The organism is Brevundimonas sp. Marseille-Q4549 (assembly GCF_976940555.1).
Genome location: NZ_CDRHXG010000001.1, coordinates 799,116 through 812,956 on the forward strand (window position 1 = coordinate 799,116; position 13,841 = coordinate 812,956).

Consider the following 13,841-nt stretch of genomic DNA (forward strand, 5'->3'; position numbering starts at 1 on the left):
CAGGGGCGCGGTCGGGCGATCCAGCGCGCGGTCTAGCGACGCGGCATCAGGGCCAGGGTCAGGGCGGCGCGCGCCAGTTCGACAACCACGACCATGACCAGCAACAGATTGGCGGCGATCACCTGGCCGCGCGCGCCCGAAAGGTCCAGCGTCCAGCCGAAGACCGAGGACAGGGCCAGGACCAGGGCCGAGATCAGGACCAGGCCGACCAGCAGCATCAGGGCGACGTGACCCGCCTTCAGCGCCGCCTGCAGCGTCGGCCCGTCGTCCAGCGCCCGCTCGCGACGGCGGAACAGACGCGCGATCAGGCCGGTGGCGGCGGCCTCGGCGACGGCGGCGACGACCAGGGCGGCGACGAACCACCAGATCAGGTCGCCGAGGTCGCCGGTGCGCACGCCCTGGACGAAGTGGACGAAATAGGCGCCCCAGACCAGGACGCCGACGATCAGACTGATCCACAGATGGATCTTGCGCATCGCTCAGCCCTCCAACCCGACCATGGTGGCCAGCTTCTGCACCGTGTTCCAGTTGCGGCCGGTGCCGACGCCGATCAGGCGCGGCTGGGCCTTCTCCGCCATCTTGGACCGGCCCAGGCCGTCGGGGTGCCAGAAGAACAGCTCGCCGCCGACAGGTTCGACCCGCTCGTCGCCAGCCGCAAAGTCGCGCAGCGCCTCGACCGCGCCGGCCTTGATCCCCGCCTTCATCACCATGACCAGCAGTTTCGAGCCGTCGATCCCGGCCTCATCCATAAATGGATTGGCGGCCATCAGGGCCGCCCATTGCGAAGGCGTGCGCACGATCACGTCGATGGGGCGGCCGAAATGGGCGGCGATCCCCTGCTCCAGCCTTGCTTCGACATCGGCCGGTTCGGCGTCGCTCTCGACCACCAGATTGCCGCTGGCCAGAAGGGTGCGCGGATTGGCGAAACCGGCCTCGACGGCGATGGCCTTCAGCTCGCTCATGGGAACCTTGACCCCGCCGACGTTTACGCCGCGCAACAGGCAGATGCGGTCACTCATGGCGTCATTCTTTCTGGCAGGAGGGGCAGTAGAAGGTGGAACGACCACCCTGGACGATGCGGGCGACGACGCCGGTGCATGTCTCACCACGACACGGCTCGCCCTCGCGGCCATAGACGTCGAACCGGTGCTGGAAATAGCCCTGGCCGCCCTCGGCGTTGGCGAAGTCGCGCAAGGTGGAGCCGCCCGCCGCGATGGCGTCGTTCAGGACGTTTCGGACCTCGGTCGCCAGACGCTCCAGCCGCGCCTTCGACACCGATCCGGCCGCGACCAGGGGGGAGATGCGGGCGCGGTACAGGGCCTCGCAGACATAGATATTGCCCAGGCCGGCGACGATCCGCTGGTCAAGCAAGGACACCTTGATGTTCTGTTTCTTGCCCGCGAAGGCCTCGACCAGGTGGGCGCCGGAAAAGCCGTTGCCCAGGGGCTCCGGCCCCAGACCCGCGAACCAGGGATGGGCCTCGATCAGGTCGGTCGCGATCAACCCCATGAAGCCGAACCGGCGGGCGTCGGCGTAGCCGATGCGGGTCGCGGCGCCGTCGCGGATGGCGCAGCCGCTGAAATGTTCGTGCTTGCCCGCGATGGGCGCCGCCTCCTCGAACTCGCCCAGCAGCGCCCCGTCCAGGGTGAAGCGGCCGGTCATGCCCAGATGGATGATCCAGGTCTCGCCGGTGGACAGGGGCATCAGCAGATATTTGGCCCGCCGGTCGATCCGCAGCACGGTCGCGCCGTCCAGCCGTTCGACGAACCGCTCGGGAAAGGGAAAACGCAGGTCGGGCCGGTTGATCCGAACGCGCGACAGACGCGCGCCCTCCAGCACCGGCGTCAGGCCGCGTCGGACGGTTTCGACCTCGGGAAGTTCGGGCATGGCTGTGGTTCGACCTTAACGCCGCATCCCTCTGGAGGCGTCGCGCGCCGGGCCGAACTCGGCGCCGGGGTTCCAGTCGGGCCATTGCTCGCTGTCGGCCAGTTCGCGGCCCACGGCGTAGATCAGGGCGACGTCTGCGGCTGCGGCGTCCATCCGCCAGGTCTCGTCCCATTCGTCCGTAGGCTGATGGTAGCGGTTCTGGACATAGTCGCGGCTGGCCGCGCTGGCGCCGGTGAAGCCCGCCGCCGGGAACAGGGCCGGCACCCCCTTCAGCGCCAGAGGGAAGTGGTCCGAGCGGTAGAAGGCCCCCGCCTGGGGCGCTGGATCGGCGATCAGCACCCGGCCGGTCGCGGCGGCGTGACGGGCCAGAATGTCGTCCAGCTGGTTCTTGCCCTTGCCGATGACGACGACGTTGGGATCGACCTCGGTTCCCGGCAGCAGGCTGTCGACATTGATGTCGGCCACCGTCGTCTCCAGCGGCCAGACCGGATTGGCGGCGTAGTAGGTGGAGCCCAGCAGGCCCGCCTCCTCGCCCGACCAGGCGGCGAAAACGACCGATCGCCTGGGACGCGGCCCCTCGGCGAAGGCGTGGGCCAGTTCCAGCAGGGCGGCGACACCCGTCGCATTGTCCACGGCGGCGTTGTAGATCTTGTCGCCCTGGGCGTTGGGCGTGCCGACGCCGTAACCATCCCAGTGGGCGCCGTACATCACCGTTTCGTCCGGATGTTCCGAACCCGGAATGCGGGCCAGGACGTTCTTGGTCTCCACCCGGTCGGCGACCTGACCGAAATCGACGCTGAGGGTCAGGCCCGGCAGCACCACGGGGCGGAAGTCGGCGCGGCGGGCGCTTTCCTTCAGGGCGGCGAAGTCCAGGCCGGCGGCAGTGAACAGCTGTTCGGCCTTGGCCCGTTGAATCCAGCCCTGGAAGGGCGCGCGTTCGGCGTCCGGGTCGGCGCGCACGATGTCGAACTTGGGCGCGGCCGACGAATTCTGGAGTGTGGACCAGGGATAGCCGGCCCCCGCCGTCTCATGCACCACCAGAACGCCGGCCGCCCCGCGACGACCCGCCTCCAGGAATTTGTAGGTCCAGCGGCCGTAGAAGGTCATGGCCTGGCCGTCGAACATCCCCGCGACGGGATCGCCCGCCGCCGCTTCGAAATCCGGGTCGTTGACCAGGACGACGATCACCTTGCCGCGCACGTCCACGTCCTTGAAGTCGTCCCACTGACGCTCGGGCGCGGTCGCCCCATAGCCGACGAAGACGACGGGCGCGTCCGTCACGGTGATATGGCTGACCGGCCGGTCGCTGGAGACCAGGACGTCCGGCCCGCGCACCAGGTCGATCGCCCGCCCCCCGACATGGCCCCCGCCATGGCCCGCGACATGGGCGACGATGGTCGCCGGGCCGTCCTGGCGCGTACGCGACAGATGGGCGACCTGGACGAACGACCCGTCCGGCCCGCCGCCCTCGGCGCCGGCGGCGCGGAACTGTTCGACCAGCCAGGCCACCGTCTTCTCCTCGCCCGCCGAGGCGGGGGCGCGGCCTTCGAACTCGTCCGAAGCCAGCACCCGCACCGCCTGGTTCATCCGTTCGGCGTCGATGGTCGGCGCATCGCCGGCCCAGGCGGGCGAGGACAGGACCAGCGACAGGCCGGACAAGGCGATCAGGGAAGGGCGCATCAGGAACTCCGGGACGATGGAGGGACAGCCTGCCCCGCTCGGCTCCGGCTGTCGAGCCAGTCCAGAACGCCACGCGCCGCCGCGGCCCCCGAGGCGAAACTGGCCTGAAGCAGATAGCCGCCGGTCGGCGCCTCCCAGTCCAGCATTTCGCCGGCGAGGAAGACTCCGGGGGCGGTCTTCAGCATCAGTCGTTCGTCCAGGGCGTCCAGCCGCACGCCGCCGGCCGAGGAGATGGCCCGCTCCAGCCCCTGCATGCCGGTCAATGTCAGGGGCAGGGCCTTGATCCGTTCGGCCAAAGACTGTGCCGTCTCTGGCGGCGGCCCGGCTTCGCGCAGCAGGGCGACGGCGGTCGCGTCCAGTCCGGCTGTCTTGCGCAGATGGTTGGAGACGCTGGCCTTGCCGCGCGGCCGGGCCAGCCATTCGGCCAGGCGCGCCGGGGTCAGGTCGGGCTTCAGGTCCAGGATCAGCTCGGCGCGGCCTTCCCGCTCCAGCGTCCGGCGCAGGTCGGCCGACAGGGCGTAGACCGCCCCGCCCTCGATCCCATAGGCGGCGATCATGGCCTCGCCCCGCACGGTGCGTCCGGCGTGGGTCAGGGCGATTCCCTTCACCGGTCGTCCGGCGAAACGCTCTCGGAACAGGGGCGACCAGGCCACGTCGAAGCCGGCGTTGGCGGCCCGGAAGGGCGACAGCGTCGCGCCCAGGGCCTCGACCTCTCCGCTCCAGGCGCCGTCCGAACCCAGACGCGGCCAGCTGGCTCCGCCCAGGGCCAGGACGACGGCGTCCGGTCGCTCCATCCGCTCGCCGTCGGGCGTGTCGAACATCCAGGCGCCGTCGCGTCGCCCGATCCAGCGCGAGCGGGTGCGCACCCCGACCCCCAATCCCTCCAGCCGCGCCAGCCAGGTGCGCAACAGCGGCGAAGCCTTCATCGCCCGGGGAAACACCCGCCCGCTGGACCCCACGAAGGTCGGCTGACCCAGCCCCTCCACCCAGGCGATCAGATCGCCGGGGGTGAAGGTCGCGATCCAGTCCGTCGCCGTCGCCTGGGCCGCGCCATAGCGGGGCAGGAACCGGTCCAGCGGCTCGGAATGGGTCAGGTTCAGCCCGCCGCGTCCGGCCATCAGCAGCTTGCGCGCCACGGACGGCATCCGCTCGTGCACGACGACGCGCAGGCCCGCGTTCGCCAACCGCTCGGCCGCCATCAGCCCGGCGGGACCGGCGCCGATGACATGGACGGAGGAGGTTTCGCTCATATCCCCGCTTTGCCCGCTCGCGGTCGCGCTGGCTATAGCGGGCGGCGTCGCTATGTTCCCTGTCATGAGCGTCGCCTTCACCCGAGAGGAAGATCTGGAAGCCACCGCCGCCGACCTGGCGGACCGGCCGATCTCGCCCCACCCCAACCTGGTCACGCCCCAGGGTCTGGCCCTGATCGAGGCCGAACTGGCCTCGGCGCGGGCGGCCTACGCCGCCGCCCAGGTGAAGGGCTCCATCGACAGCGACCGCACAGCCATGGCCCGCGCCACGCGCGACCTGCGCTACTGGTCCGCCCGCCGCGCCTCGGCCCAACTGGTCGAACCTGGGGCCTGCGACGGCCGGGTGCGCTTCGGCGGAAGCGTCGGCGTCGAACGCGAGGACGGCCGCGTCCAGACCTGGCGCATCGTCGGCGAGGACGAGGCGAATCCGGCGCAGGGATCCGTCAGCCACGTCTCCCCCCTGGCCCGGGCCGTGCTGGGCAGACAGATCGGAGACGAGGTCCGGATCGCCGGCCAGACCGCGGAGATCGTCGCGGTCGACTAGGCTTCAGGCGTCGTTGTCGGCCCCGTCGTCCAGCATCTCGCGCATGATCTGCACGACCGCCTTCTGCTTGCGCAACGGCAGACGCGGGGCGAGCTTGCTGATCTCCAGGCTGTGTTTGGTCATGGGGAAGTCATGCTCGAAGACGGGCGCGGTCTCTTCGGCCAGGCCGGGTCGCCGTGACGAATAACCGTCGAAGAAGAAGGCGATCTCCTCTCGCATGAACTCGGCGATCTCGAACAGTTTGGAGGCCGAGACGCGATTGGTCCCCTTCTCGTACTTCTGCACCTGTTGGAAACTGACGCCGACCGCCTGGGCCAGGGCGGTCTGACTGAGACCCAGGCCCAGGCGCTTTTCCTGAACGCGGCGACCGACGTGGCGATCGACCGGATGGATGTCCTCTTCCCCGCTGCGCGCCATGGCGTTCCCCTCAGCTCAAATCACGGACGACTCCAGGCGAACCTTAGATCGCAGGATCGACGGCCACAAGGATAGGGCGCAGGCTGCCAGAAGAGCGATCAAAAAGGGCCAGTCGCCGAATCGGCCATAGGGGGTCACGTCGGTCGGGCGCGGCAGGGGGGCGTCGATCACCCCCATGACGCCGGGCTCCAGCTTCTCGCCGTCCACGATCCGGCCCCAGGAGTCGATCATGGCCGAGATGCCGGTCGGCGTGGCCCGCGCGATGGGCAGGCCGGTCTCGATGGCGCGATAGCTGGCCAGATTCAGATGCTGGCGCGGTCCGGATGTGGCGCCGAACCAGGCGTCGTTGGAGGCGTTGACGATCCAGTCCGGACGTCCCGCCGCGCCGGGCGTGAAGCCGGGATAGAGGCTTTCGTAGCAGATCAGCACCTGGGCGGGCGGCGCGCCGGGCACGGCGATGGGGCTGGGCGTCGGCCCGGCCGAGAAGTCGCTGGGCATATGCACCAGGCTGCGCAGGCCGATGGCGGTCATCAGCGACCCCAGGGGCAGATATTCTCCGAACGGGACCAGCCGATGCTTGTCATAGACGGCCGCGACGCGCAGGCCCGCCGTCCCCTCGCTGCGCAGGGCGAACAGGCTGTTGTAGTAGCGCGCACCTTCGGGCGCCGTCAGGTCCGGCTCGCCGCGCGCCAGGCCGATCATCAAGGTCTGGCCGGGCCGGACGGCGGCCGCCAGGGCCTGGGCGTCGGCCGAGGCGAAGACGTCGTTGGCCGAGGCGGGAAGGGCGCCCTCGGGCCAGACGACGACGTTCGGGACGCGCCCGCCTGGTTCGACCGGCGCCTGGGCCGTCAGGGCCAGATAGCGATCGACGATGGAGCGATAGGCCTCGGGCGACCATTTCGTCTCCTGTTTCACATCGGCCTGGACCAGGCGCACGACGGTGTCGGTGAAGGTCAGATGCGCCTGGGCCAGGCGCGCGGCGCCGAACAGGCCGACGGCCAGCAGCGCGCCGAGCCCCAGCCCCGCCGAGATCAGCCGCCCACGCCGCACCCCGGGCCCGATCAGGGGCGCCAGCGCCGCCGTCGCGCCGACCGTGACCAGGCTCAGCCCATAGACGCCGACGACGGCGGCGAACTGCGACATGCCGCCGCCGGCGCGCCAGGTCGCCCCGGCCGGGTTCCACGGAAAGCCGGTCAGCACATGGCCTCTCAGCCATTCGAAGGCGCAGAACAGGGCGGCGAACAGCAGGACCCGCACCGCCCCAATGGGAGCGAAGCGGCGATACAGGGCGCAGGCCCCGCCCCAGAACAGGCCCAGCCCCGCCGGCAGCAGGCTGGCGGCGAAGGGCGCCATCCACGCCTGTTCGGGATTGACGAAGAAGGCCTCGGCCACCCACCAGCAGCCGACGAAGAAATAGGCGAAACCCGCCAGCCACCCCATCCAGAAGGCGCCGCGCGGCCGGTCGGACCGCTCCGACAGGATCATCAGCAGCGGATACCCCAGAAGGCCGATCAGCACCCCGAAAGGCGGGTGGGCGAAGGCCGCGCCTGCCCCGGCCAGCAGGGCCAGGACGATGCGGATCGCCCGCCACGTCCAGGCGCGACGCCGCTCGGGCAGGGCGCGGATCGGGGTCGCGAAACGGTCAAGCAGGGTGTCTGGAAACATCGGTCAGTCCTGCTCGGATGCGTAGGGGTCGGCGACGCCGATCCCGGCCAGAATCTCGCGCTCCTCAGCCTCCATCTCCTCGGCCTCGGCGTCGTCCTCGTGATCGCGGCCCAGCAGGTGCAGCACGCCGTGCACGACCAGATGGCTGAGATGGTCGGCCAGACTCTTGCCCTGGGCCGCCGCCTCATCGGCGCAGACGCCGTAGGCCAGGACGATGTCGCCCAGATGCGGCTCGGCGGTTTCGGGCGCCGGAAAGGACAGGACGTTGGTCGACCGGTCCTTGTCGCGGAACCGGGCGTTCAGATCGCGCACTGCCCCGTCGTCGGTCAAAAGGACGACGACATCGCCCGCGACGGTTCCCAGCGCCGCCGTCGCCGCGCGTCGCACGACCGTTTCGGCCTCGGGCAGGGCGGCGGTCCAGGCGTCCGCCTCGATCTCGACTTCGATCGTTCCCGGGATCATGCCGGGTCTTCGAGGTCCGGCGTGGGACGCCCGCGCGCGGCGTCGGCGTCATAGGCGCGCACGATCCGCTCGACCATGACGTGACGCACCACGTCGGCGGCGCCGAACTTCAGCACGCCGACGCCCTCCACCCCCTCCAGAATCCGCAGGGCGTGGGCCAGGCCGGAATCGCGCGGGTTCAACAGGTCGACCTGGGACGGATCGCCCGTCACCACCATCCGCGCGCCTTCGCCCAGGCGCGTCAGAACCATCTTCATCTGAAGACGGCTGGTGTTCTGGGCCTCGTCCACGATGACGAAGGCGTGGCTGAGGGTGCGGCCGCGCATGAAGGCGATGGGGGCGGCTTCGATCTCACCCTTGTCGCGCCGACGCTGCACGTCCTCGGGCCCCAGGATGTCGTTAAGCGCCTCCCAGATGGGCGCCAGATAAGGATCGACCTTCTCGTTCAGGTCGCCCGGCAGGAAGCCCAGCTTCTCGCCCGCCTCGACCGCCGGGCGGGTGATGACCAGCCGGTCCACCTGCCCGCGCCGCAGCAGGCTGGCGCCATAGGCCGCCGCCAGAAAGGTCTTGCCCGTGCCCGCCGGGCCGACGCCGAAGGTCAGTTCGCACCGCCCCAGCATGTCCAGATAGGCCGCCTGGGCCTTGGTCTTGGGCACGATGGCGCCGCGCTTGCCGCCAGGCAGGGACACGCCCGCCGCCGCCATGCCGGGCGTGCCCTTGCCGCCGCGCGCCAGGCCCAGGGCCGCGCGCACGTCGGCCTCCGTCACCTCGGCGCCCAGGGCCGCGCGCTTGGCCAGGTCCTCGACCACCCGGCGGGCGTCGGACCGGTCGCGCGTGCCGCCGTTGATCGATACCCCGCCGCCCGGCGCCTCGATCAGCACCTTGAAGGCGTCCTCGATCAGGGCGACGTGTCGGCTGTTGGGGCCGACGACGGCCTGCAGTTCGGCATGGTTCAGGGGAACGAAATCGGACTCGCGCGCCACTAGGCCGCCTTTTCTTCTTGGGCTAACGCCGCGCCCGCGGGGCTCGGCTGCTTGAGCCCGGGGTTTTGGGCCGCCGCCTCGCCCGCGGGGCGCGATTGATCGAGCCCGTCGGGGATCAGTTCGCCGGTCAGGCTGTTCTGTTGCCCGCTGACGATACGGACCGGAACGATCCGGCCGATCAGATGATCCGCATCATCGACATGGACCGACTGCAGATAGGGCGACCGGCCGATGGCCTGGCGACCGTGACGGCCTGTCTTCTCGAACAGGACGTTCAGGGTTCGGCCCGCCTGGGCGGCGTTGAAGGCGACCTGCTGTTCCAACAGCAGGGCCTGCAGGCGATGCAGCCGCTCTTTCGACACCTCGGACGGCACCTGCGCGCCCATGCCGGCGGCAGGCGTGCCGGGGCGGGGCGAGTACATGAAGGAGAAGGCGCTGGCGTAGTTGACCCGCCGCACCAGATCCAGCGTGTCCTCGAACTCCCGATCCGTCTCGCCGGGGAAGCCGACGATGAAGTCGCCCGACAGCGCCATGTCCGGCCGCGCGGCGCGGATGCGGTCGATCAGGTCGAAATACTTCTGGCGACCGTGCTTCCGGTTCATCAGCCGCAGGATGCGGTCCGAGCCCGACTGAACCGGCAGGTGCAGATAGGGCATCAGGGCGTCCAGATCGCCATGGGCGGCGATCAGGTCGTCGGACATGTCGTTGGGGTGGCTGGTCGTATAGCGGATGCGGTCCAGGCCGGGGATTTCGGCCAGGGCATAGGCCAGTTCGGCCAGGGTCGCCTTCTTTCCATCCGACCGTTCGCCGTCATAGGCGTTGACGTTCTGGCCCAGCAGGGTGACTTCGCGCACGCCGCGATCGGCCAAGGCGCGGGCCTCCTCCAGCACCGCCGCCAGGGGCCGCGACCATTCGGCGCCGCGGGTATAGGGCACCACGCAGAAGGTGCAGAACTTGTCGCAGCCCTCCTGCACCGTCAGGAAGGCGGTCGGGCCAGTGGTTCCGCGCGCGACCGGCAGGGCGTCGAACTTGTCGTCGGGGGCGAAGTCGGCGCCGATCCGCTCCCCCCGCGCCCGCGCCGTGCGGGTCAGCAGTTCGGGCAGCTGGTGATAGGCCTGGGGGCCCACGACGATGTCGACCGCCGGCTGGCGGCGCATGATCTCTTCGCCCTCGGCCTGGGCGACGCAGCCGGCGACGGCGATGGTCATCGTCGCGCCGGACGTCTCCGCCTTGGCCTCTTTCAGTTCTCTCAGCTTGCCCAGTTCGGAATAGACCTTCTCGGCGGCCTTCTCGCGGATGTGACAGGTGTTCAGGATGACGAAATCGGCCTGGGCCGCATCGTCGGTCGTCGCATAACCCAGCGGACGCAGGACGTCGGCCATGCGCTCGGAGTCATAGACGTTCATCTGGCAGCCGTAAGTCTTGATGAACAGGCGCTTCTCGGGCGCGCGTCCAGCCTCGGCGGTCTCAAGGGTCTCGGTCATGAGGGGCTTTTTAGTGCGCTATTGCGCTTCGCGCTACTTGAGCGCGGTCCCGGCGACCGAAAGCCTTGCAGACGCACGGCCTGGGTCAGGCGGCGGTCTCGGGATCGACGCGGGCGGCGTGGCGGGTGAAGATCAGGCCCTCGCGCTTGGACGGTTCGGCGCCTTCGATCGGCACGCCGTAAAGCTCCAGCTTGTGGCCGATCAGCTGGAAGCCCAGGCGTTCGGCGATCTCCGACTTCAACCGCTCGATCTCGGCGTCGAAGAATTCGATCACCTCGCCCGACTTGGTGTCGATCAGGTGGTCGTGATGGTCGTCGCCCGCCTCTTCATAGCGGCTGCGGCCATCGCCGAAGTCGTGCTTCTCGACCACGCCCGCCTCTTCGAACAGGCGCACGGTGCGATAGACGGTGGCGATGGAGATGTGCGGGTCGATGGCCGAGGCGCGGCGATACAGCTCCTCGACATCGGGGTGGTCTTCGGCGTTCGACAACACGCGGGCGATCACCCGACGCTGTTCGGTCATACGCATGCCGCGGTCGGCGCAGAGTTTCTCGATCCGGTCCATGCGCCTAGAATAGGGGTTCGGATCGCATCAGGGAAGCGGGACCGTGGCGGGATTCGCCGCAAGGTCCAGTCCCAGCACCAGGGCGTCCGTCCGACCGCCGTCCGGCGCGGCGTAATAGGCCTTTCGCCGGCCGAGGGAGTGAAAGCCGGCCCGCGCGTACAGGGCGCGGGCGGCGGCGTTGTTCTCGGCCACCTCCAGGAACAGGCGACGGGCGCCGCCCCGCGCGGCCTGGATCGCCCCCTGGCCGACCAGACGCCCGCCCAGCCCGGCGCGCCGGGCGGCGGGCCGCACCGCCAGGGTCAGGATTTCCGCCTCGTCCAGCACCAGGCGGATCAGGATGAAACCGTCCGTCTCGACCACGGCGAAGACGCCCGGTTGGGCCAGAAGGTCGGCGAAGGCCGCCGCGTCCCAGGGCGCGGCGAAGGCCTGAGCGTGCAGGGCGGCCAGGACCGAGGGGTCGGGCGGCGTCATGCGACGGGCTGGCGCGGCTGGCCCGGCAGGCGGCTGGGCGGCGTGGCGTCGGGGGCGCGCAGATAGAGGGGCCGGGGCGGGCAGGCGGCCGGGTCGGCGGCGAGCGTCAGCCGCGCCAGGGCCTCGGGCGACGGCGCCGCTCTCGGATCGACCGCGCCCGCCGCCAGGTCGGGAAAGGCCTCGCACAGAACAGACGCGCCGCCGCCGACCAGACGCACAGGCTGGCCGGTCGCTTTCGACAGGGCGGCGATGCGGGCGGCGGCGACGTCCAGCGTCAGGGCTTCATCCGGCCCCAGGGGCGAACCCTCCTCGAACAGCCGTGCATAGACCTGGCCGCGCCGGGCGTCGATCAGGGCCGCGACCGGGCCGTCTCCGTCGTCCAGAGAGGCCGCCAGCGCCGCCAGGGTCGAAATCCCGACCACCGGCCGGTCCAGCGCGGCGCCCAATCCTTGCGCGAAGGCCAGGCCGACCCGAAGCCCCGTGAATGACCCCGGCCCGACGGTGACGCCGATCCGGTCCAGGGCCTCGAAGCCGCCGTCCGCCTCGGCCGCCACGTCGCGGACCAGCCCGCCCAGCCGTTCCTGGTGGCCCTTGGTCATGGGCTCGAACCGCACCGCCAAGGGCCGGTCGTCCTGGAACACGGCCGCCGTGCAGGCGCCCAGCGCCGTATCGATCACGAGAAGTCTCATGCCGGCCTTCTAGCGCTCGAGGACCGTCGGCGAAACCGTCCGGTCCGGGCGGCGGCGGTCAGGCGTTTGGGGTCAGGCGGCGGCCAGAGCGCTGACCAGCCGGGTCAAGGCGTGGCGCACGGCGTGATCCTCGATTCGGGAAAAGCCCAGCGCCAGGTTGCGTCCCTCCGGCGTCGCGGCCAGGGCGCGCATGATCGAGACCTCCCCGGTCTCCTCCGCCTCGGCGCCCGCTGGAAAGAAGGCCGCGATGGGCAGGCCGAGGGCTGCGGCCAGACTGTGCAGGCGCGCGGCCGAGATTCGGTTGCGCCCGCCCTCGTATTTCTGGACCTGCTGGCAGCTGACGCCGATTCGTTCGGCCAAGGCCGTCTGCGACAGGCCTAGCGCCGCCCGGCGCGCCGCAATGCGTTCGCCGACCGCCACGTCGATCGCATCGACGGATCGGGGCGTCCTGGGCGGCGGGGCGGGATCGGTGTCCATGCCCCAGTCCTTTCACAACCTGACCGCGCATGCAACCATTTCGTTTCATTCTTCGCGACGCGCCACAACGGCCGAAATCCGCCGGATGCGGTCGCGGGGCAGGGTCTCAAGGCGATCCAGCGCCCCGGCCCCACGCAGGCGAACCGTCGCGCCTTCGTCGCCGTCGAACAATCGAACCAGGATCGCCCCGTCCGTCATCTCGACCACGCATCCCTGGCCCATGCGGGGAAGCTGGCCCGGCCGATAATCCACCGTCACCCCCGCCCCCGCCCAAGGTGACAGGCCGTCGTCGGTCAGGCGAAGACTGCGGATTTTCAGGACAGGCGGACCGTCGAAGCCGCGCCCCTTGCTCTCCAGCCCCTGCGGCGTCCGCTCGGCCAGCGGCGGGACGATGCGGGCGGCCGTCAGGGCCAGCACCTCGGGCGTAGAGTCCAGGGCGGCGGTCAGACGGCGCTGCACGTCGGGGCGGAACAGGCCGGGGCGACGACCGGATTCATAAAGGCCCCAACCCTGGCTGGTCATGTCCAGCCGGGCGCCCGCCTCGGCCTGGGACAGGCCGCGCTCCCGGCGCAGAACGGCCAGGGCCTCCCCGAGGCGAATAACTTCTGGGTCAGGGACGAAGCGAGCCATCAACTTAAGATGGCGCCCCGCCGCGCGTCTGGCGAGGTGGAAACCGCCCCGGCGGTCAGATCGTCTGTTCGACCCGCGTCACCTCGGGGACATAGTGGCGCATCATCTGCTCCACCCCCGCCTTCAGCGTCGCCGACGACGACGGGCAGCCGGAACAGGCGCCGCGCATACGCAGCGACAGCACGCCGGTCTCCTCGTCGAAGGAATCGAACAGGATGTCGCCCCCGTCCTGGGCCACGGCGGGTCGGATGCGGCTGTCCAGCAGGGCCTTGATCTCGGCGACGATCTCACTGTCGTCCTCGGCGTGGGCCGCCTCGCCGTCGCCGCCGCGCGTCAGCGGCTGACCCGAAACGAAATGATCCATGATCACGCCCAGCACCGCCGGCTTCATCGCCGACCAGTCGGGACCCAGCTCATGACGCGTGACCGAGACGTAGTCGGCGCCGAAGAAGACGCCGTCGACGCCTTCCAGCTCGAACAGGGCCTCGGCCAGCGGAGAGGCGGTCGCCTCGTCGATGGTGCGGTACTCCAGCGCCGCGTTCGGCGAGACCTCGCGGCCCGGCAGAAACTTCAGCGCATTGGGGTTCGGCGTGGCTTCGGTCTGGATGAACATGGGCGGGAGATGCGCCGTCCCCCG

General features: G+C 70.3%; 17 protein-coding genes. 1 reads left to right on the forward strand and 16 read right to left on the reverse strand.

The annotated features are described in order from the left end of the window. Positions 1-32: 32 nt before the first annotated feature. From ACWPV3_RS04040 to ACWPV3_RS04060, 5 genes are read right to left on the reverse strand one after another with little or no spacing between them, the layout of a single operon-like run. Positions 33-476 carry a hypothetical protein gene (locus ACWPV3_RS04040; RefSeq protein WP_453976931.1) on the reverse strand — a complete coding sequence of 148 codons (444 nt, stop codon included), beginning with the start codon at positions 474-476 and terminating at the stop codon, positions 33-35. Between the two features lie 3 nt (positions 477-479). Further along, complete coding sequence (locus ACWPV3_RS04045; RefSeq protein ID WP_453976932.1) at positions 480-1,019, reverse strand: DUF1697 domain-containing protein; 540 nt, start codon at positions 1,017-1,019, stop codon at positions 480-482. Between the two features lie 4 nt (positions 1,020-1,023). Beyond that, the gene (gene mutM, locus ACWPV3_RS04050) at positions 1,024-1,887 is read right to left on the reverse strand and encodes a bifunctional DNA-formamidopyrimidine glycosylase/DNA-(apurinic or apyrimidinic site) lyase (RefSeq protein WP_453976933.1); all 864 of its coding nucleotides are present in this window, start codon (positions 1,885-1,887) and stop codon (positions 1,024-1,026) included. Positions 1,888-1,902: 15 nt separating this feature from the next. Beyond that, positions 1,903-3,567, reverse strand: a complete 1,665-nt coding sequence (locus ACWPV3_RS04055) for a M28 family metallopeptidase (RefSeq protein ID WP_453976934.1) — start codon at positions 3,565-3,567, stop codon at positions 1,903-1,905. After that, positions 3,567-4,817, reverse strand: a complete 1,251-nt coding sequence (locus tag ACWPV3_RS04060; protein ID WP_453976935.1) for a TIGR03862 family flavoprotein — start codon at positions 4,815-4,817, stop codon at positions 3,567-3,569. Before ACWPV3_RS04060 ends, ACWPV3_RS04055 begins: the two co-directional genes overlap by 1 nt. Before the next feature lie 64 nt (positions 4,818-4,881). Between ACWPV3_RS04060 and greA the strand changes: the two genes are divergently transcribed. After that, the gene (gene greA, locus ACWPV3_RS04065) at positions 4,882-5,361 is read left to right on the forward strand and encodes a transcription elongation factor GreA (RefSeq protein ID WP_453976936.1); all 480 of its coding nucleotides are present in this window, start codon (positions 4,882-4,884) and stop codon (positions 5,359-5,361) included. Between the two features lie 3 nt (positions 5,362-5,364). On the opposite strand, the gene ACWPV3_RS04070 is transcribed toward greA, so the two are convergent. From ACWPV3_RS04070 to ACWPV3_RS04120, 11 genes are all read right to left on the reverse strand, one after another. Then, positions 5,365-5,778, reverse strand: a complete 414-nt coding sequence (locus ACWPV3_RS04070; protein WP_292086602.1) for a helix-turn-helix domain-containing protein — start codon at positions 5,776-5,778, stop codon at positions 5,365-5,367. 15 nt (positions 5,779-5,793) lie between these two features. Then, entirely contained in the window at positions 5,794-7,443 is a 1,650-nt protein-coding gene (lnt, locus tag ACWPV3_RS04075) for an apolipoprotein N-acyltransferase (protein ID WP_453976937.1), read from the reverse strand. A gap of 3 nt (positions 7,444-7,446) precedes the next feature. Then, positions 7,447-7,905 carry an rRNA maturation RNase YbeY gene (gene ybeY / locus ACWPV3_RS04080; RefSeq protein WP_453976938.1) on the reverse strand — a complete coding sequence of 153 codons (459 nt, stop codon included), beginning with the start codon at positions 7,903-7,905 and terminating at the stop codon, positions 7,447-7,449. Beyond that, entirely contained in the window at positions 7,902-8,888 is a 987-nt protein-coding gene (locus ACWPV3_RS04085) for a PhoH family protein (protein ID WP_453976941.1), read from the reverse strand. Before ACWPV3_RS04085 ends, ybeY begins: the two co-directional genes overlap by 4 nt. Beyond that, on the reverse strand, positions 8,888-10,372 hold the full coding sequence (gene miaB / locus ACWPV3_RS04090) for a tRNA (N6-isopentenyl adenosine(37)-C2)-methylthiotransferase MiaB (RefSeq protein WP_453976942.1): 1,485 nt from the start codon (positions 10,370-10,372) through the stop codon (positions 8,888-8,890). Before miaB ends, ACWPV3_RS04085 begins: the two co-directional genes overlap by 1 nt. Before the next feature lie 85 nt (positions 10,373-10,457). Then, the gene (locus ACWPV3_RS04095; RefSeq protein WP_453976943.1) at positions 10,458-10,937 is read right to left on the reverse strand and encodes a Fur family transcriptional regulator; all 480 of its coding nucleotides are present in this window, start codon (positions 10,935-10,937) and stop codon (positions 10,458-10,460) included. Positions 10,938-10,964: 27 nt separating this feature from the next. Further along, a complete protein-coding gene (locus ACWPV3_RS04100; RefSeq protein WP_453976945.1) occupies positions 10,965-11,408 on the reverse strand; it encodes a GNAT family N-acetyltransferase in 444 nt (147 codons plus the stop codon). Then, entirely contained in the window at positions 11,405-12,097 is a 693-nt protein-coding gene (gene tsaB, locus ACWPV3_RS04105; RefSeq protein WP_453976946.1) for a tRNA (adenosine(37)-N6)-threonylcarbamoyltransferase complex dimerization subunit type 1 TsaB, read from the reverse strand. The genes ACWPV3_RS04100 and tsaB overlap by 4 nt, the downstream gene beginning before the upstream one ends. A gap of 72 nt (positions 12,098-12,169) precedes the next feature. Beyond that, positions 12,170-12,574: a helix-turn-helix domain-containing protein gene (locus ACWPV3_RS04110; protein WP_453976948.1), complete on the reverse strand. Its 405-nt coding sequence runs from the start codon at positions 12,572-12,574 to the stop codon at positions 12,170-12,172. Between the two features lie 45 nt (positions 12,575-12,619). Continuing rightward, the gene (locus ACWPV3_RS04115; protein WP_453976949.1) at positions 12,620-13,204 is read right to left on the reverse strand and encodes a helix-turn-helix domain-containing protein; all 585 of its coding nucleotides are present in this window, start codon (positions 13,202-13,204) and stop codon (positions 12,620-12,622) included. Between the two features lie 55 nt (positions 13,205-13,259). Further along, a complete protein-coding gene (locus ACWPV3_RS04120) occupies positions 13,260-13,817 on the reverse strand; it encodes a NifU family protein (RefSeq protein ID WP_312734746.1) in 558 nt (185 codons plus the stop codon). Between the last annotated feature and the right edge of the window lie 24 nt (positions 13,818-13,841).